The 16,927-nt window shown below is 73.9% G+C and carries 13 protein-coding genes; 6 read left to right on the top strand and 7 right to left on the bottom strand.

What is annotated here, in order from left to right; all coding sequences use genetic code 11:
* The first annotated feature begins 56 nt into the window (after positions 1-56).
* Complete coding sequence (fxsT, locus tag C7C46_RS06385) at positions 57-4,037, top strand: FxSxx-COOH system tetratricopeptide repeat protein (RefSeq protein ID WP_484421941.1); 3,981 nt, start codon at positions 57-59, stop codon at positions 4,035-4,037.
* Positions 4,038-4,049: 12 nt separating this feature from the next.
* On the opposite strand, the gene C7C46_RS06380 is transcribed toward fxsT, so the two are convergent.
* The 3 genes from C7C46_RS06380 to C7C46_RS06370 all read right to left on the bottom strand — a co-directional run bounded on the left by C7C46_RS06380 (position 4,050) and on the right by C7C46_RS06370 (position 6,763).
* Entirely contained in the window at positions 4,050-4,919 is an 870-nt protein-coding gene (locus tag C7C46_RS06380; protein WP_245984238.1) for an alpha/beta fold hydrolase, read from the bottom strand.
* A gap of 47 nt (positions 4,920-4,966) precedes the next feature.
* Positions 4,967-5,893 (bottom strand): DUF4231 domain-containing protein, encoded by a 927-nt coding sequence (locus C7C46_RS06375; RefSeq protein WP_110666629.1) that lies wholly within the window; start codon positions 5,891-5,893, stop codon positions 4,967-4,969.
* Positions 5,894-6,013: 120 nt separating this feature from the next.
* Positions 6,014-6,763, bottom strand: coding sequence for an SIS domain-containing protein (locus C7C46_RS06370; protein WP_110666627.1), 750 nt, complete (start codon positions 6,761-6,763; stop codon positions 6,014-6,016).
* A gap of 172 nt (positions 6,764-6,935) precedes the next feature.
* Here C7C46_RS06370 and C7C46_RS06365 point away from each other — a divergent pair, with 172 nt between their 5' ends.
* Positions 6,936-7,631 (top strand): iron-dependent transcriptional repressor DtxR, encoded by a 696-nt coding sequence (locus tag C7C46_RS06365; RefSeq protein ID WP_110666625.1) that lies wholly within the window; start codon positions 6,936-6,938, stop codon positions 7,629-7,631.
* 373 nt (positions 7,632-8,004) lie between these two features.
* On the opposite strand, the gene C7C46_RS06360 is transcribed toward C7C46_RS06365, so the two are convergent.
* On the bottom strand, positions 8,005-8,727 hold the full coding sequence (locus C7C46_RS06360) for a bifunctional DNA primase/polymerase (protein WP_110666622.1): 723 nt from the start codon (positions 8,725-8,727) through the stop codon (positions 8,005-8,007).
* A gap of 437 nt (positions 8,728-9,164) precedes the next feature.
* Between C7C46_RS06360 and C7C46_RS06355 the strand changes: the two genes are divergently transcribed.
* Positions 9,165-10,541 carry an NsdA family TPR-like regulatory protein gene (locus tag C7C46_RS06355; RefSeq protein ID WP_110666620.1) on the top strand — a complete coding sequence of 459 codons (1,377 nt, stop codon included), beginning with the start codon at positions 9,165-9,167 and terminating at the stop codon, positions 10,539-10,541.
* A 251-nt stretch (positions 10,542-10,792) separates the two neighbouring features.
* Positions 10,793-12,001, top strand: coding sequence for a hypothetical protein (locus C7C46_RS06350; protein WP_110666618.1), 1,209 nt, complete (start codon positions 10,793-10,795; stop codon positions 11,999-12,001).
* Between the two features lie 57 nt (positions 12,002-12,058).
* Here the strand turns inward: C7C46_RS06350 and C7C46_RS06345 are convergent, their stop codons facing one another.
* Positions 12,059-13,336: an ABC transporter substrate-binding protein gene (locus C7C46_RS06345; RefSeq protein WP_110666616.1), complete on the bottom strand. Its 1,278-nt coding sequence runs from the start codon at positions 13,334-13,336 to the stop codon at positions 12,059-12,061.
* Between the two features lie 160 nt (positions 13,337-13,496).
* Between C7C46_RS06345 and C7C46_RS06340 the strand changes: the two genes are divergently transcribed.
* Both C7C46_RS06340 and purU read left to right on the top strand, forming a co-directional pair.
* The gene (locus C7C46_RS06340; RefSeq protein WP_110666613.1) at positions 13,497-14,015 is read left to right on the top strand and encodes an SCO4402 family protein; all 519 of its coding nucleotides are present in this window, start codon (positions 13,497-13,499) and stop codon (positions 14,013-14,015) included.
* An 83-nt stretch (positions 14,016-14,098) separates the two neighbouring features.
* A complete protein-coding gene (gene purU, locus C7C46_RS06335; protein WP_110666611.1) occupies positions 14,099-14,971 on the top strand; it encodes a formyltetrahydrofolate deformylase in 873 nt (290 codons plus the stop codon).
* A gap of 31 nt (positions 14,972-15,002) precedes the next feature.
* Here purU and C7C46_RS06330 read toward each other — a convergent pair whose 3' ends face one another.
* Together C7C46_RS06330 and C7C46_RS06325 are read right to left on the bottom strand one after the other, a co-directional pair.
* Positions 15,003-16,253, bottom strand: a complete 1,251-nt coding sequence (locus tag C7C46_RS06330) for an anti-sigma factor family protein (RefSeq protein WP_110666609.1) — start codon at positions 16,251-16,253, stop codon at positions 15,003-15,005.
* Complete coding sequence (locus C7C46_RS06325) at positions 16,250-16,747, bottom strand: RNA polymerase sigma factor (protein WP_110666607.1); 498 nt, start codon at positions 16,745-16,747, stop codon at positions 16,250-16,252. Before C7C46_RS06325 ends, C7C46_RS06330 begins: the two co-directional genes overlap by 4 nt.
* Positions 16,748-16,927 lie beyond the last annotated feature (180 nt).

The raw sequence follows: 16,927 nt of genomic DNA, 5'->3' as shown, positions 1-16,927 counted from the left end.
GGGCGGTGGGCCGGTCCGGGCCGCGGCCCGCGCCGCCGGCCACCGGACCGAGCGCGCTGGACGAGGACCGGCAGGGCCGGATCGTCACCTTCTACTCGTACAAGGGCGGCACCGGGCGCACCATGGCGCTGGCCAACACCGCCTGGATCCTGGCGGCCAACGGCCACCGGGTGCTGACCGTGGACTGGGACCTGGAGGCGCCGGGCCTGGCCAAGTTCTTCCACCCGTTCCTGGACCCGGTCGAGCTGGCCGAGTCCCCGGGCGTGATGACGCTGATCAACGACTACCGCGAGGAGGCGCTGCGGGAGACCGAGCTGCACGCCGACGCGCTGCTGGAGCCCGAGCGGTACGCCGAGCAGCTGCGCGAGATCGGCCACCACCCCGGCTGGCACCTGGACTTCGCCAAGGTGGCCGGGCACGCGGTGCCGCTCTCCTGGTCCGGCTTCCCGGCCGGCGGCAGCATCGACTTCCTGGCGGCCGGCCGCCAGGACCGCGACTACTCCGGCACCCTGGGCCCGCTGGACTGGGACCTGTTCTACGAGCGGTTCGACGGCGGCCAGTTCTTCGACGCGCTGCGGGCCGACATGCGCCGGCGCTACGACTACGTGCTGATCGACAGCCGTACCGGCTTGTCCGACACCGCCGAGATCTGCACCGTGCAGATGCCCGACGACCTGGTGGTCTGCTTCACGCTGAGCGACCAGTCGATCGACGGCGCCTCCCGGATCGCCCAGCACATCGCCGACCGCTACCGGGACCGCGGGATCCGGATCCTGCCGGTGCCGATGCGGATCGACGACTTCGAGAAGGACAAGGCGGACGCCGGGCGGGCGCTGGCCCGAATCCGCTTCGAGGGGCTGCCCTCGGGTCTGAACAGCGAGGAACTGGTGCACTACTGGGGCTCGGTGGAGATCCCCTACCGGCCGTTCTACGCCTACGAGGAGATCCTGGCCACCTTCGGCGACCAGCCCGGCACCCCGACCACCATGCTCTCCGCCTGCGAGCGGCTGACCGACGCGCTCACCGGCGGCCGGATCTCCGCACTGCCGCCGATGCAGGAGGAGGTGCGGCTGCGCTACGTGGAGGCGTTCACCCGGCGCCGGGCCACCGTGCCCGCCGACATCTACCTCAGCTACGTGCCCGAGGACCGGATGTGGGCGGACTGGATCGAGTACGTGCTGGGCGCGGCGGGTTTCCGGGTGCTGCCCCGGGACGTCGGCGCGGGCGCCGACACCCGGGTCGAGACCGAGCGCTCGGTGGACGCCGCCTTCCGCACCGTCGCCGTGCTCTCGCCCGCCTACCTGCGCTCCCCGCAGGCCCGGGCACTGTGGGAGTCGGTGGTCGGCTCCGACCCGTCCGGCACCCGGCGCCAGCTGATCCCGGTCCGGGTCGGCGCCACCCCGCTGGCCGCGCCGTTCAGCAGCCGCAACCCGGTGGACCTGGTCAACCTCAAGGAGCCGCAGGCGCTGGCCGCCCTGGTCAAGGCGCTGGGCCGGGAGGAGGTGCCGGGCGTGGACACCGCAGGCGGCCCGCGCTTCCCCGGCACCCAGCCGGAGGTCTGGAACGTGCCGCCGCGCAACAGCTACTTCACCGGCCGGGCCGAGGTGCTGGAGCGGCTGCGCAACCAGCTCGGCGGCGGCGCCACCGCCGTGCTGCCGGTGCCGCAGACCCTGTACGGGCTGGGCGGCGTCGGCAAGACCCAGGTGGCGCTGGAGTACGCGCACCGGTTCATGGCCGACTACGACCTGGTCTGGTGGATCTCCGCCGAGCAGGAGGAGGAGATCCAGGGCCAGCTGGCCGAACTCGCCCGCCGGCTGGGCCGCTCCACCAACGAGCCGGTCGCCCACGCCGCCGACCTGGCCCTGGAGGCGCTGCGCCGCGGCGAGAAGGCCAAGCGCTGGCTGCTGATCTTCGACAACGCCGACGAACCGTCGGAGATCCGGCGCTACTTCCCCGGCGGCACCGGCCACATCCTGGTCACCTCGCGCAACCAGGCCTGGTCCACCCACGCCGAGGCGCTGGTGATGGACGTCTTCACCCGCCCGGAGAGCATCGACCACCTGACCCGGCGCACCGCGGGCGCGCTGGGCCGCAGCGACGCGGACGCGGTGGCCGAGGCGGTCGGCGACCTGCCGCTGGCGGTGGAGGTGGCCGGCGCCTGGCTCAAGGCCACCGGCACCCCGGTTCCGGAGTACATCGCGGCGCTGCGCAACGAGGCGGCCCGGGTGCTGGAGCTGGACCGCCCGGTGGACTACCCGATGACGGTCGGCGCCACCTGGCGGGTCTCCATCGCCCGGCTGCGCGAGCAGTCCCCGGCCGCCGCCCGGATGCTCCAGCTGTGCGCCTACTTCGCGCCCGAGCCGATCTCGATGAACCTGTTCTACAGCGACCAGATGATCCGGGCGCTGGCCCCCTACGACCCCGGGCTGAGCGACAAGTTCCTGCTCGGCCGGGTGATCCAGGCGATCGGCCGGTACGCGCTGGCCAAGGTGGACGCGGGCGCCAACTCGATCCAGGTGCACCGCCTGGTCCAGGAGGTGATCCGGTCCGAGATGACCCCGGACGACCGGGAGACCACGATCCACGAGGTGCACCGGATCCTGATCGGCGCCCGCCCGGTCGTCGGCGACACCGACGACCCGGCCAACTGGCCCTCCTTCGAGGAGATCTGGCCGCACCTGTCGCCGTCCCGGGCACACGACTGCGACGAGCCGGACACCCGCCAGCTGATGATCGACCGGGTCCGCTACCTGTGGAAGCGCGGCGAGTACGCCCAGGCCCGCCGGATCGGCCACCTGCTGGACGAGGCCTGGACCGCCAAGCTCGGCGAGGACGACCGGCAGACCCTGCTGCTCCGCTTCCAACTGGCCAACGTGATGCGCTCGCAGGGCCAGTACGCGAGCGCGATGGAGCTGGACGAGGACACCCTGGAGCGCCAGCGCCGGGTGCTCGGCCCGTTCCACCCCTACACCCTGATGACGGCCGGCTCGCTGAGCGCCGACCGGCGGGCGCTGGGCGAGTTCGCCCGCGCCCTGGAGCTGGACCGGGAGATCCTGGAGCGGTTCCGCGAGCAGTTCGGCGAGGACCACCCGCGCACCCTGTCCATCGCCAACAACCTGGCCATCGACTTCCGCCTGGTCGGCGACTCCAAGGCGGCCCAGGAACTGGACCAGGACACCCTGGACCGGCGCACCATGGTGCTCGGACCCAAGCACCCCTACACCCTGTCCAGCAAGTCCAACCTCGCCCGCGACCTGCGCGAACAGGGCGACTATGAGGGATCAGTGACGATCCATCAGGAAGTCGACGCGGCCTACTCGGAGACCCTGGACATCGACGTCCCGGAGATCCTGCGCAACGCCAAGGCGCTCGCGGTGGCGCTGCGCAAGTCCGGCCGGCAGGCCGAGGCGCGCCGGCTCACCAAGGAGACCTACGAGCGCTACCTGGAGCGGTACGGCGAGAACGCCCCCGACACCCTGGCCTGCGCGCTCAACCTGGCCGCCGACTACAGCGCGGGCGGCGACAAGGACGCCGCCCGCGACCTGGCCCGGCAGGTCTTCGTCGGCCACCAGCAGTTGTTCGGCCACGCGCACCCGTTCACCCTGGCCTGCGCCAACAACCTGGTGATCTACCTGCGCGGCAGCGAGGGCCTGACGGAGGCGCTGGAGCTGGGCCGCACCACCGTGGCCACGCTGAACCAGGTGCTCGGCGCCGACCACCCGTTCACCCTGAACGGGATGATCAACCTGGCCAACGTCTACGGCGACCTCGGCCACCTGGGCGAGGCCGAGTCGCTGGAGCAGGCGGCGCACCGCGGGCTGGTCGGGCGGTACAGCGCCCGGCACCCGGACGCGGTGGTCTGCCAGGCCAACCTGGCGGTCACCCTGCGCGCCCAGGGCCGGGTCAACCAGGCCGCCGAACTGCGAAGCAAGGCGGTGACCGAGTTCATCCGCCAGCTCGGCGAGGAGCACCCGAACACGGTCGCGGCCCGCGGCTGGAAGCGGATCAACCGGGACCTGGAGCCGCAGCCGGTCTGACCCCGGGCCGGCTCAGCCCCCCGCCGCCCAGCGCAGCGCGGGGGTGAGCGCCCGGAACGAGTTGAAGTGCGAGGCCCCGGGCTCCAGGAAGAAGGTGGCGCCCGGGATGCGCGCGGCCAGCCAGCGCGAGTGGTCCACGGGGGAGAACTGGTCGTCCGCGCCGTGCCAGATCCAGGTGGGCGTGCCCACGTCCTGGGTGCGGAACCCCCAGTCGGTGGTGAAGGCCAGCACGTCGTCGATCCAGCCGTCCGCGTTGCGCCGGAACGCCTCGCGGTAGTTGCTCTGCAGCATCCGGCGGAACTCGCTGTCGGCGACCACCAGTTGGTCGGTGCCGGAGAGCTCGCGGCGCAGTCCGGCCAGCAGGGTGGCCGGATCGTCGCGGATCCGGCGGGCCCGCTGCTCCATCGCTGCGGCGATCCGCTGGTGCCCGCGCTCGGCGGCCCGGTAGTCGCGGATGTTGGACGCGGTCATCCCCGCGTACCAGTCCAGCCCCTCCGCGTCGTGCGGGGCCAGGCTCACCAGCGCGGCCACCCGGTGCACCCGGTCGGGCAGCAGCGCCGCGCAGGCCAGCGCGTGCGGGCCGCCGCCGGAGCGGCCCACCACGGCGAACCGGTCCAGGCCCAGCCGGTCGGCGATGGTGCGCACGTCGAGCGCGGCGGCGGCCACCTGACGGCCCGGCAGCCGGTCCGAACTGCCGTAGCCGGGACGGTCGAAGGAGATCAGGTGGACCCCCAGGTGGTAGAGCACGGTGCTGCGCGGCAGCGGGCCGACCCGGCTGCCGGGGGTGCCGTGCATCAGGAAGACCGGCCGTCCGGCCGGATCTCCGAAGCTCTGCACCGCCAGGACTCGCCCGTCGTCGGTGTGGACCGGGAGCGGCTGCACGCGGGGCCTCCAATGGCCTGGGGGATCACGGACGTGGGTGCAGGTCCTCAGTCGCCCGGATCGCGCACCTCCCGCCGGGCCTGCCAGGTGGTGTGCTCGCGTGAGACGGCGTCCTCGGCGTCCCGGGCCAGGCGCGCCCAGAGCTCCTCGGAGCCCTTGGCGGCCGGGTCCAGGCCGGCCAGCTGTTCGCGGACCAGGGCGAGCTCCTCGGCCGCCAGCCGGTAGGCGGCGGCCAGCGGGCGGTACTGGCGCAGCTGGCTCCAGGCGATCACCGAGGCGGCCAGCGCGGACAGCGCGCCCAGCGGCTCCAGGCCGAGCAGCCCCAGCGCCCGCAGCACGGCGCCGGGCAGCGCCAGGCCCGGCAGCAGCACGCCCAGCCAGTCGGTCAGCCGGCCGGCCCGGTCGCAGTGCGCCGCCTTGTCCCGGTACCAGGCCCGCTGGGCCTCCACCCGCTCGCGCAGGTAGACCTCGCGCCGCACGGCCAGCGGCTGGGCCCGCAGCTCGCGCATCGCCTCGGTCACCACGGTGTGCTGCCCGGGGTCCGCGGGCAGCACCGGACTGTCCCGGAACGCTCGGAGCAGATCGGCCAGTTGACGGTGGTACAGGCGCTCCGCATCGGGCGGCCCGGTCGGCGGCCGGCGGCCCTGGTCGGCCCGCACCGCGTACTTCCAGGCCAGCGTCTTGACCGACTCGGCGGCCGCCCGGCCCTCGTACCACAGGCCCTGCGGCTGCTGGCGGGTGAGCAGCGCGGCCAGCACCGCGGCCGCCAGGTAGCCGGCCGCCGCCGCCCAGGAGCAGGCCGCCGGGCCCAGCGCGGCCAGGGCGGCCGCGCCGGTCAGCAGCGCCAGCTCCCAGCGGACCAGCGAGACGGCGCGGCGCTGGCCGAGCAGCGAGGCGCCGTCCGCCAGCCGGAACAGCTCCGGCAGCAGCCGCTGCTCGCTGACCGGATCGGTCGGTTCGCCGCCGCCCGCCATCTGCTGCCCCCCGCGTGAGCGTGCTGTCCGCTGCTCGAAGTATGAGCGTTGGCCCGGGGCGGGCACAGGGTGCGGACGCGCCTTTTCGCCAGGCTGAACTTCCCTGCGCCCGATGGTGGATCAGAAGGCGTAGTAGATCCGGTCGGCGTGCTCGGCCATCAGCTTGGCGTTCCAGTCGGTGCCGCCGTCCACGTTGCCCGAGCGGAACAGCGGCGGCGTGATGCCGCGGTCGGCCAGCTTGCCCACCGCACTGGCCACCACCGCCTGCATCAGCGCGCTGGTCACCAGGGTGGAGACCGAGCCGAAGCCGGTCTCCACCCCCGGGTGGCTCAGCTCGTGGTCGCCGACCGCGATCTTGCTGTCCAGCACCACGTCGCAGTGGTCCTTCAGGTAGCTGCCGGACGGGTGCTGCGAGCTCACCTGCCCGGGGTAGGCGAGCGAGGTGACCGCCACCACGTGCAACCCGCGCGAGCGCGCGTGCATCGCCAGCTCCACCGGCATCACCTGGCGGCCGGAGAGCGAGATGACGAAGAGCAGGTCGCCGGCCGTGGCCGGGGTCAGGTCCAGGGTCGCGGTGGCCAGCCCGGAGACCCGCTCCAGCGCGCTGCCCAGCGGCGCCGGCATCACGTTCACCCCGGTCATCCCGGGCACGTTGAGCAGGTTGAAGACCACCAGGCCGCCGGCCCGGTAGACCACGTCCTGGGCCGGCAGCGAGGAGTGGCCGGCCCCGAAGGAGAAGATCCGGCGGTTCTCGGCCACCGCCTCGGCGAGCAGCTCGGCCGCCCGCTCGATCGCGTGCGCCTCCTCGGTGCGGATCCGCTGCAGGTGGTCCACCGCGGTGTCGAAGTACTGCCCGACCAGGTCGTTCATCGAGATCTTCCCTCTAGGCCAGTGGAGAAAGCTACGGCGAGCAGGCTTCTGCCTGCGCACCATCGCTGTCAACAGGGACGAAACCGACGGGAAGGGACGGCGCGCGGGCTTGGTTGGGACCGGCGTACGCAAGAATTGGCGGTGAGGACACCGAGGAACGGAGCCGGCGGCGATGTCTGGGCTGATCGATACGACTGAGATGTACCTTCGCACCATTCTGGAGCTGGAGGAGGAGGGCATCGTCCCGATGCGGGCCCGGATCGCCGAGCGGCTGGAGCAGAGCGGTCCGACGGTCAGCCAGACGGTCGGCCGGATGGAGCGCGACGGCCTGCTCCAGGTGGCCGGCGACCGCCACCTGGAGCTCACCGACGAGGGCCGCCGGCTGGCGGTGCGGGTGATGCGCAAGCACCGGATCGCCGAGTGCCTGCTGGTGGACGTGATCGGCCTGGAGTGGGAGCAGGTGCACGAGGAGGCCTGCCGCTGGGAGCACGTGATGAGCGAGACGGTCGAGCGCAAGGTGCTCGCCATGCTCGGCCACCCGACCCAGTCGCCGTACGGCAACCCGATCCCCGGCCTGGACGAGCTCGGGGACGCCAAGGCCGAGGGCGAGGGCTTCGACGCCGCGCTGGTCAGCCTGGACGCGCTGCGCCCGGGCGCGGGCGGGGCCGACGTGGTGGTGCGCCGGATCGGCGAGCCGATCCAGACCGACGAGGAGCTGATGCGCACCCTGCGCCGGGCCGGCATCCGCCCCGGTGCCACGGTGACGGTCGCGCCGGCCGTCGGCGGCGTTCTGGTCGGGGTCGGCGAGCAGGCCGCGGAGCTGGGCAAGGAGATCGCCGCGCACGTCTTCGTGGCGCAGCCGCTCTGACCGCGGCGGGGCGTGCTTCGGGCCCGGCACGTCCCCACGTGCCGGACCCGACCCCCCGGTTCCCCCGATCCCTCCCGGTGCCACCGCCCGGCTTCCCCGTCCAGGCGTCCCCTCCGGCAGTCCCCCCGTCCCTGACCCCCGGTGTGTCATCGGCCCCCGGCATGCCCCTTTCGTCGCAGTTTGTGAGCTCGGCGCCTCGCGGTGATTCATCCCCTCGGCACCTCGCCCCAACCCCCTCGCACTGTCACACGAACGAGCGGCTTACCCCCTGCCGCGCACCGGGTACACCGGTCTCTTATGCGCCCGGTCATGCCGAGGAGCGGACCCGGGGATCCGGGTCCGCTCCTCGCCGGTGCGCCGGCCTGACGGCGGGTCAGCGCACCGGGGCCGGCTGGGCCGGGGCGAGCGCCACCGGCCGCGGTGCGGCGGGCGCCTCCCGGCCGCAGGCGTAGGCAAGCGGGTTGATCAGCTCCGCGGCGTCCGGCAGCCAGCGGTTGAGCGCGGACGGCGGCCGGGCCCACTGGGCGAACCCGTACGGCCCGCTGCGCGAGGGCGGCGCGACGATCCAGTCGCCCTCGCCCCGGCCGGTCAGGTCGAGCCGCCCGGGCGCCCAGCCGAGCTTGCGCAGCATCTCCGGCAGCTTGGCCAGGCTCCCCGGCAGTACCAGGAAGAGCAGCCGCCGCCCCTGCTGGCCGGGGGCGGGCGGCGTCTCCAGCACCGGGCCCAGCTGCAGCTCCATCCGCTCCATCCGGGCCAGCGCCAGGCAGCCGGCCCGCTCGGGCACGTCCAGCGCGTCGAACGAGCGCCCGGCCGGCAGCAGGATCGCGGCCTGCGGGCTCTCGGTCCACCAGCGGCGCACCACGCCGGGCCCCGCGCTGGCCCGCCGCTGCCAGTCCTCGGCGGTCGGGTGCGCGCCCGGCAGCGGGCAGTCGGCCGCCCCGCAGGAGCAGCGGGCCGGTCCGTCCCCGTCCACCAAGTGGGTGCCCGGCACGACCTCCCAGTGCCGCTCCTCCGCGTACCGCACCGCCTCGATCAGCAGCGGGGAGGTCGGTCTGGCGTCACTGCCCGGTTCCGGGGCTGCAGGGGTCTCATCCACGTGCTGCTCAACTAGCGGCCCAGGACCCGGTTACGGGCGGTGGCCGGACGACGGGAATGTCACTCGAACCGGTGATCAACGCGGGCGGCGCGTAAAGTCGGCCAGCGCCTGCGGGGGTGGCGAACCATGGCGCGGTCCATGGCGCCAACTCGGCGCGCAGACAGGCGTTGGGGCGGCGTTGGGACGCCGTTCGCCCGGGGGTGGCCAGGTGGGCGCAGCGGGGGCGCACGGGAGCATTTGCCCGGGCGCGCATGGGAAACAGGTCGTCCGCATGGGTATCCCGATGGTGTCGTTGATCGCTAACCTGGCCTCAAGTTCCTTCACTGGCCGGGTAGTCGGCACGCCGTCGGGCAGCTCTCGCCCGCGTCGGCCGACACCAGAGCAGCAGAGTCGACGCCCGCCGGCCGGAACCCGGGGGCGCTGGGGAGGCGAAGCCCATGGCCGCGAGACCACTCGTCGCACGACAGCCCAACGAGCGTCTGCAGCAGCTGATCCAGGAGGCGAGCTGCTCCAACGCGGGACTCGCCCGCCGGGTCAACCTCTGCGGCGCCGAACACGGACTCGACCTGCGCTATGACAAGACCTCGGTCGCCCGCTGGCTGCGCGGCCAGCAACCGCGCGGCCAGGCACCCCAGGTGATCGCCGAGGCGCTCGGCCGCAAGCTCGGCCGCGGCGTCACGGTGGACGAGATCGGCATGGCCGACGGCAAGAACCTCACCTCCGGCGTCGGCCTGCAGTTCGCCGCCACCCTGGCCGGTGCGGTCGAACAGGTCTGCGAGCTGTGGCGCAGCGACGTCAGCCGGCGCGACTTCCTGGGCGGCGCCACGGTGGCCGCCTCCGCCCTGGTCGAACCCAGCCGGGACTGGCTGATCACCCCGCCCGACCCAGTGGTGGCCCGGGCCGGCGGCCCGCGGGTCGGGCCCTCGGACGTGGCGGCGATCCGGGCCACCACCGAGATGCTGGTCGACCTCGACCACCGGTTCGGCAGCGGGCACGTGCGCCCGGTGGTGGTGCACTACCTGAACAGCGTGGTCTCCGGCCTGCTCGGTGGCGGCTACCGGGAGGAGACGGGTCGTCAGCTCTTCGGCGCGGTGGCCCGGCTGACCGAGCTGGCCGGCTACATGGCGGTCGACACCGGGCAGCCCGGGCTCGCCCAGCGGTACTACATCCAGGCCCTGAGGCTGGCTCAGGCGGCCGACGACCGCGGCTACGGCGGCTACGTGCTGGCCGCCTCGATGAGCCACCTGGCGGCCACCCTGGGCAACCCGCGCGAGATCGCCCAACTCGCGCGCGCCGCCCAGGAGGGTGCCCGCTCGGTGGCCACCCCCACCGCGATGGCGATGTTCTACGCAGCCGAGGCCCGCGGCCACGCGCTGCTGGGCGACTCCCGGTCCTGCGAGCTGGTGGCGGCCCGGGCGGTGGCGGCGATGGAGCAGCGCAACCCCGAGGACGACCCGGACTGGATCGCGCACTTCGACGAGGCCTACCTGGCCGACGAGTTGGCGCACTGCTACCGCGACCTGGAGCAGGCCAAGCAGGCCGAGCGGCAGGCCCGGATCGCACTCGAACTGCACCCGCCGACCCGGGTGCGCCGCCGGGCGGTGGACTTGGTGCTGCTGGCCACCGCGCAGCTCCAGCAGCGCGAGGTCGAACGGGCCTGCGAGACCGGGACCCAGGCGATGCGGCTGCTCGGCGGGCTGCGCTCGAACCGCGGGATGGAGTACCTGGACGACTTCCGGCGCCGGTTGGAGCCGTTCCGCGACCAGCAGGTGGTCCGCGAGTTCCAGCAGCGGGCGGAGGTGGAGGCGGCGTGACGGTCTGTCGGCGGCCCGGTGGCTGAGCAGAATCGGAAGCCTGCCCACGTGGTCACCCGAAGCGGTGAACCGGTAGCGTGGGCGCGAGGTTCCGAGGAACTCCAGCAGAAGTGGTCCGCCGACAGCGCGGAAGAACCGAGGAAGGCCCGGGTGCTCACACCGCTCAGACAGCGCGGGCGGTCCGATCTGCGGACCGCCGTGGTGGCGTCGCAGGCGGTGTGCCCGTGCCCGTGCACAGGTGAGGAATCGCGTTGAGCCAGCGCCGCTCGTACCCCAACTCCGGTGACTTCAACCTGGACGACCTGTTCCGGCCGGAGCCGGCCCAGGGCGCCCCGGTGCCCGGTCAGTCGGGTCCGCCCGGCCAGCAGCCCGGCCCGCCGCCGCAGGGCGGCGAGCAGCCGGGCGCCGGGCGGGAGTACCCGGGCGGCCCGGCCGGCCCCGCAGTGCCGCAGGGCACCGCCTGGGGCGAGCAGCCCGCCTCCTACGCGGCCCAGGCGCCGGTGCAGCAGGCCCCGGAGACCCAGTACCTGCCGCCGTACCCCAGCAACGACCCGCAGCCGAGCTACGGCGGGCAGCAGCCCTTCGTCGCCGGGCAGCAGCAGGGCTTCGAGAGCTACGGCGGCCAGCAGTCGTTCGGCGGGCAGCAGCCCGGCTTCGCGGGCCCGCAGCAGGGCTACGCCGGCCAGCAGCCGAGCTACGGCGGCCGGCAGTCGTTCGACGGCCCGCAGTCCTTCGAGGGCGGCCCGCAGGGCGCCGGCTACCAGCCGGGCCCGGCCGAGCAGACCACCCGCCTCGGGCGGACCGGCTCCGGCGGCTCCGGCAGCTCCGGCGGGCTCTCCCGCAAGGCGGTGATCGGCGGGCTGGTCGGCATCTGCGTGGTCGGCGCGATCCTGGTCGGGGTGCTCAACTCGGGCGGCGACCAGAAGCCGAAGAAGCAGCAGGCCAAGCCGCCCGCCACCAGCACGGCGCCCTCGACCGGGGCGAGCGGCGGCGCCTCCGCGCTCAGCCCCGAGGCGCAGACCCAGGCCGGCGCGCTCTCCAGCCTGCTGGGCACCGCCAACAGCAGCCGGCAGGCGGTGATCGGTGCGGTCGGCGCGATCAAGAACTGCGACAACCCGGCGGCCGCGCAGACCGCGCTGACCCAGGCGGCCGCGCAGCGCAAGCAACTGCTGACCTCGCTGGCCGCGCTCAAGGTGGACAAGCTGCCCACCGGCCAGCAGCTGGTGGACCAGCTCAACCAGGCCTGGCAGGCCTCGCAGAGCGCCGACGAGGCCTACGCGGCCTGGGCGGGCGACGCGGTGGGCGGCTGCGACCCGGCCAAGCAGGGCGACAACCAGCACCGCAAGGACGGCGACACCGCCAGCGGCCAGGCCAGCACCGCCAAGAAGCAGGCCGCCACGCTGTGGAACGCGATCGCGACCCAGGCGGCCCTGCCCAGCCTCTCCGAGTCCCAGCTCTGACGGCTCGGGCCCGGACCCGCGAGGGGTCCGGGCCCGGCCGGGCGGTGCGCAGCCGGCTCAGGAGGTCGGCGGCTTGCCCCCGGTGAGCACCCAGCGGACGTCCACGAAGCCCGGCTGCTGCTCGACCAGCTGACCGCCCTGGACCTGCTGGAAGGTGACCGAGGTGTTCACCAGCCGCGGCGAGTCCGCGCTGGCCAGCATCGAGGTCAGGCCCCAGCTCAGCGGCGGGGTCGCGCCACCGGTGTCGATCTGGTCCCCGCTGTCCAGTAGCTTGCGCAGCGTCTGCGTGGTGACCTCGCCGCTGCCCAGCCGCTGCACCGCCTTGAGGAAGACCTGGTAGCCGACCCAGGTGGTCTGTACGCCGGGGTCCGACACGTCGATCGACACGTCCTCGCTGCCCGCCGAGGCCACGGTCGCCCGCAGCGGGTCCCAGACCTTCGAGAGCTCCGGCGGGAACCAGCCCGTCGCGTACGCCCCGCCCAGCGGGCCGGAGTCGCCGCCGGTGGAGTCCACCACCGACTGCTGGAAGCTGCCGATCACCGAGGCCAGCTTGGTGTTCTTGTGCGACTGGCGGCGCAGCGCGTCCAGCAGGTTCACGGTCGGGACCGGCCCGAGCGCGTCGGTCACGCAGTTGTTCGGCCGGTCGTCGCCGATCGCGGCCTTGGCCTGGGCGGTGTAGTCGGTGGACTTCTCCGGCGCCCGGACGTCCACCAGCTTGATCCCGGCCGGGTTGAGCGCCCCGGCCAGCGAGCCGAGCAGGGTGTCGCCGGCGGGGGTGTCGGGGCGGATCACCGCGACGGTGCGGCAGCCGGCCCCGACCAGTTGGCGCCCGCTGCCCGCGATCAGCGCGGGGGTGCCGCCGGCCACCGGGTAGGAGAGCGGGCTGGTGAACTCGGGGCCGGAGAGCCCGTAGCCGCCGATGTAGGGGATCCGGGCGGACTCCAGGACCGGCATGAAGCTGTCGCCGAACTGGCTGTAGGAGCCGATCACCGCGATCGCGCCGGCCGTCACGGCCTGCCGGGCGCAGGCGGCGGCACCGTCGGCGGTGTTGTGCTCGTTGCAGGTCACGACCTTGAGCCGGTGGCCGGAGACGCCGCCCTGCGCGTTCACGGTCTTGCCGATCGCGTCGGCCAGCGCCGTCATCCCGGGGCGGTCGCTGGCCCCGGTGCCGGAGGGGGCGAAGGTCAGTACGGTGAGGTCGTTGCGGTCGGCGGCGGCCGCCGGGCCGCCGCACCCGCTGGCGGCGAGTAAGGCCGGGACCAGGAGGAGGGCTCCGGTCAGCCCGACGAGCCGGGGTCGACGGTGGCGGAGCGGCGCACCAGGTGCGTCGGTCATCTCGGCGGTCCTCCCAATGTGCAGATTGGTCGGGTACCTAGACTCACCGCCGGTTCACTCCACAGGTGGGCGGTCAACGGAAGGTTCGGCAAACCCCGGATGAACTCGGGATGTGGACGCGTGTAGATGGTGTCGGTCGGGGGACGTACGATCGTTCGCCATGGCGTTCCTCGCAGAATCTTCGAACAGCTCGGCCGGAAACCCTTCTCGCCAGGGGCGCCGCTCCAGCACCATGGGCGGCATGCCGCTCAACGATCTGCCCTGGTGGCGCTGGCGCGCCCGGATCCGCTCCGCCCTGCACATGCTCGCCGACCCGGGCTTCCAGCACGAGTACTGGGTCGCCGGCCGGGAGGGCTACGGCGACGTGACCGACGCCGTCTACCGGCTGGTCGAGGACAGCTGGCTGGACCGCTGGTCGGCCGAGAAGTACGTCGGCACCGTCCTGCGCGACGCCGCCGAGGCTGGCCTGGTCGACGCCGCCGTGCTGCGGGTGCTGCGCATCCTGCACGAGGTGGGTGCCGACGCCCCGGCCGCCGCCTACCTCGGGCACCCCGACTGGCCCGCCGCGGTGGCCGCCGCCCGCGCCGCCCACGAACTGCTCGCCCGCAACGACGGCGAGGACCCGGACACTTCGCCGCGCTCGCTGGAGGTCCTGCGGATCCTGACCAGAATCGGCTGACTCCCCCGACCCGGGACCGGCCTTGTGCGAGGCTGGGCCGGCCACACCCACGCAGAACCCACGCAGACCTAGGGACCGTCAACGTGTCGCAGCAGAGCCCGGGCGAACCGACCCAGTACGTACTCACCCTGTCCTGCCCGGACAAGCAGGGGATCGTGCACGCGGTGTCCAGCTACCTGTTCATGACCGGGTGCAACATCATCGACAGCCAGCAGTTCGGCGACCGGGCCAGCGGGCTGTTCTTCATGCGGGTGCACTTCTCCGCCGAGCACCCGGTGACGGTGGAGAGCCTGCGCGCCTCCTTCTCCGCGATCGGCTCCTCGTTCGGGATGGAGTGGGCGCTCCACCCGGGCGAGACGAAGATGCGGATCGTGCTGATGGTCAGCAAGTTCGGCCACTGCCTGAACGACCTGCTGTTCCGCGCCTCGATCGGTGCGCTGCCGGTGGAGATCGCCGCCGTGGTCTCCAACCACACCACCTTCGAGGAGCTGACCGGCTCCTACGGGATCCCCTTCGTGCACATCCCGGTCACCCGGGAGACCAAGACCGAGGCCGAGCGGCAGCTGCTGGACCTGGTCGAGGCGCGGGGCGTCGAACTGGTGGTGCTGGCCCGCTACATGCAGGTGCTCTCGGACGACCTGTGCAAGGCGCTGTCCGGCCGGGTGATCAACATCCACCACTCCTTCCTGCCGAGCTTCAAGGGCGCCAAGCCGTACCACCAGGCGCACGCCCGCGGCGTGAAGCTGATCGGCGCCACCGCCCACTACGTCACCGCCGACCTGGACGAGGGCCCGATCATCGAGCAGGAGGTGGCCCGGGTGCAGCACGACGTGACCCCGGACCAGCTGGTCGCGCTCGGCCGGGACGTGGAGTGCCAGGCGCTGGCCCGCGCGGTCAAGTGGCACAGCGAGCACCGGGTGCTGCTCAACGGCACCCGGACCGTGGTCTTCGCCTGACCGGTCCGACCGGCGGGGCTCGGCCGGCCCGTCAGGGCCGGGAGAGCAGCGGCACCGCCGCCAGCAGGGCGCGGATCGAGGCCCGGTCCCCGTACTGGCCCACCGGCAGCTGCTCCGGATCCCGGTGGGCCGCCGCCAGCTGGCAGAACTCCACCCCGTCCATCACCAGTTCGGCCACCGGCGGCACCGTCCACTCGGCCGGCGGCCCGGGCGGGGCCGTCCCGTCCAGCGGCACCAGCCACTCCCCGGCGGCCGGTCCCTCGATCACCAGGCGCAGCACCCGCACCTCGGCGGCCCCGGTGGCTGCGCCCGCCGCGGCGCCCTGCCGCTGCCCGGCCAGTACCAGCGGCAGCATCCGGACCGCCAGGTCGACCATCTGCCGCAGGTGTCCCGAGGAGGGCACCGCGTACGGGTAGTCCACCGCGCGGGCCACGTCCTCGGCGTGGATCCAGGTCTCGAAGGCCCGGTCCACGAAGGCGTCGTGCAGCGGCACCGAGGCGAAGCCGTAGTCCACGCTGCGCCCGGCCGCCGCGGGCCCGACCGCGCGCAGCAGCGCCTGGCTCTGGCCGCGCCAGCGCCGCCGGACCTGCTGCGGGTCGGCCCCGGCCTGGTCCAGGATCAGCTGCTCGGTGCGCTGAAGCACCCTGGCATGGGGGTACCCCCGGCCGGGGGCTGGGGGAGGCAGCTCGTCGGCGGTGCGGGGCTGCTCCGGCACCGGGGCCCCGCCGCCCTGCGGCGGCACCCGGTCCTGTTCGGCCAGCGGGTCGGGCAGGCCCAGCGGGGCGGCCAGGAGGGAGTCCACCGCGGCCAGGTGGCACAGCACCTCGGCCGGGTCCAGTCGCAGGGTGCCGCCGTGCCAGGGCAGTTCGGCCAGCTCGCGCCACTCCTGCGGGCCCAGGTCGCGCAGCAGCGCGTCCAGCCGGGCGGTCTCGGCGGCGTACGGCGCGGCCCAGACCGGCAGCGGGTGCTCCGGGGCCCGGCGGGCCAGGCAGAACTCGAGCACCTGCTGGCGCAGCCCGTCCGGCTGGTCCAGCGGGTCGGCCTTGGTCAGCCGGGCGGCCGCGCGGCGCAGCCGCTCGCCCTCCTCGGCGCAGTCCGGGCAGTCGGCCAGGTGGCGCTCGAGCTCGGCCGCCTCATCGGGGCGGCAGGCGCGCAGCGCCCAGGCGCCGAGCAGCCCGCGCAGCGCCTCGTGCTCGGGGGCGACCGGTGCGGCGGGTGTGGTCGGCGCCCCCGGGGCGGCCGGGGCCGGCGACCCGCCGGTGCGTCGGCTGGGGGCGGTCACGAGCCGAACTCCAGTTCTGAGGCGATCAGTTGCAGGCCGAGCCGGAGGCGCTGACGGACCGCCTGCTCGCTGATGCCCAGTCGGCGGGCGGTCTCCTGGCAGCTCCGCCCGTCGTACCAGGTGGTCTCCAGGGTCTCCCGCAGCCCCGGCGGCAGCGCGGCCACCACGTACTGCGCCTGGGCGGCGGCGGTGCGGCGGTCGATCTCCTCCGGGCCCAGATCGGCCCGGCGCAGCCGGTCCACCGCCCGACGGTGGGTCAGCTCGCCCACCCAGGAGCGCAGCGAGCGCTCGTCCGGGTCGAACTCGTCCGGGTGCTCCCACAGGTGGCCGAAGACCTCGCGGGTGAGCTGGGCGGCGGCCCCCTCGTCCCCGAGGATCCGCCCGGCCAGGCCGTGCACCAGCGGCGAGAGCTGGTCGTAGAGCTCGCCCAGGGCGCTCTCCTCGCCGCGGGCCAGCCGCGACCGCATCTGCTGGTCCCAGTCCGCGGCGGTCATGAAGCTCACGGTATAGCGCGTGCCCGGGCCCGGGAGGGGAATTGTAGGAAGAACGCTGCTCGCCGCCGGGCCGCGTGCCCGCCGCCGGTCGGCGCCGCTCGGGCGGTAGGTTTCGTCACGCGGTGCGAAGGTCGTTGCGAGGCTCGGCAGAGCGAGCGGGACAGTATGCGGCGCGTTGTC

Source organism: Streptomyces tateyamensis (assembly GCF_003205575.1).
GTDB lineage: Bacteria > Actinomycetota > Actinomycetes > Streptomycetales > Streptomycetaceae > Kitasatospora > Kitasatospora tateyamensis.
Note: the sequence above shows the minus strand (reverse complement) of the source record. Positions and strands in the feature narration are given on the sequence as shown.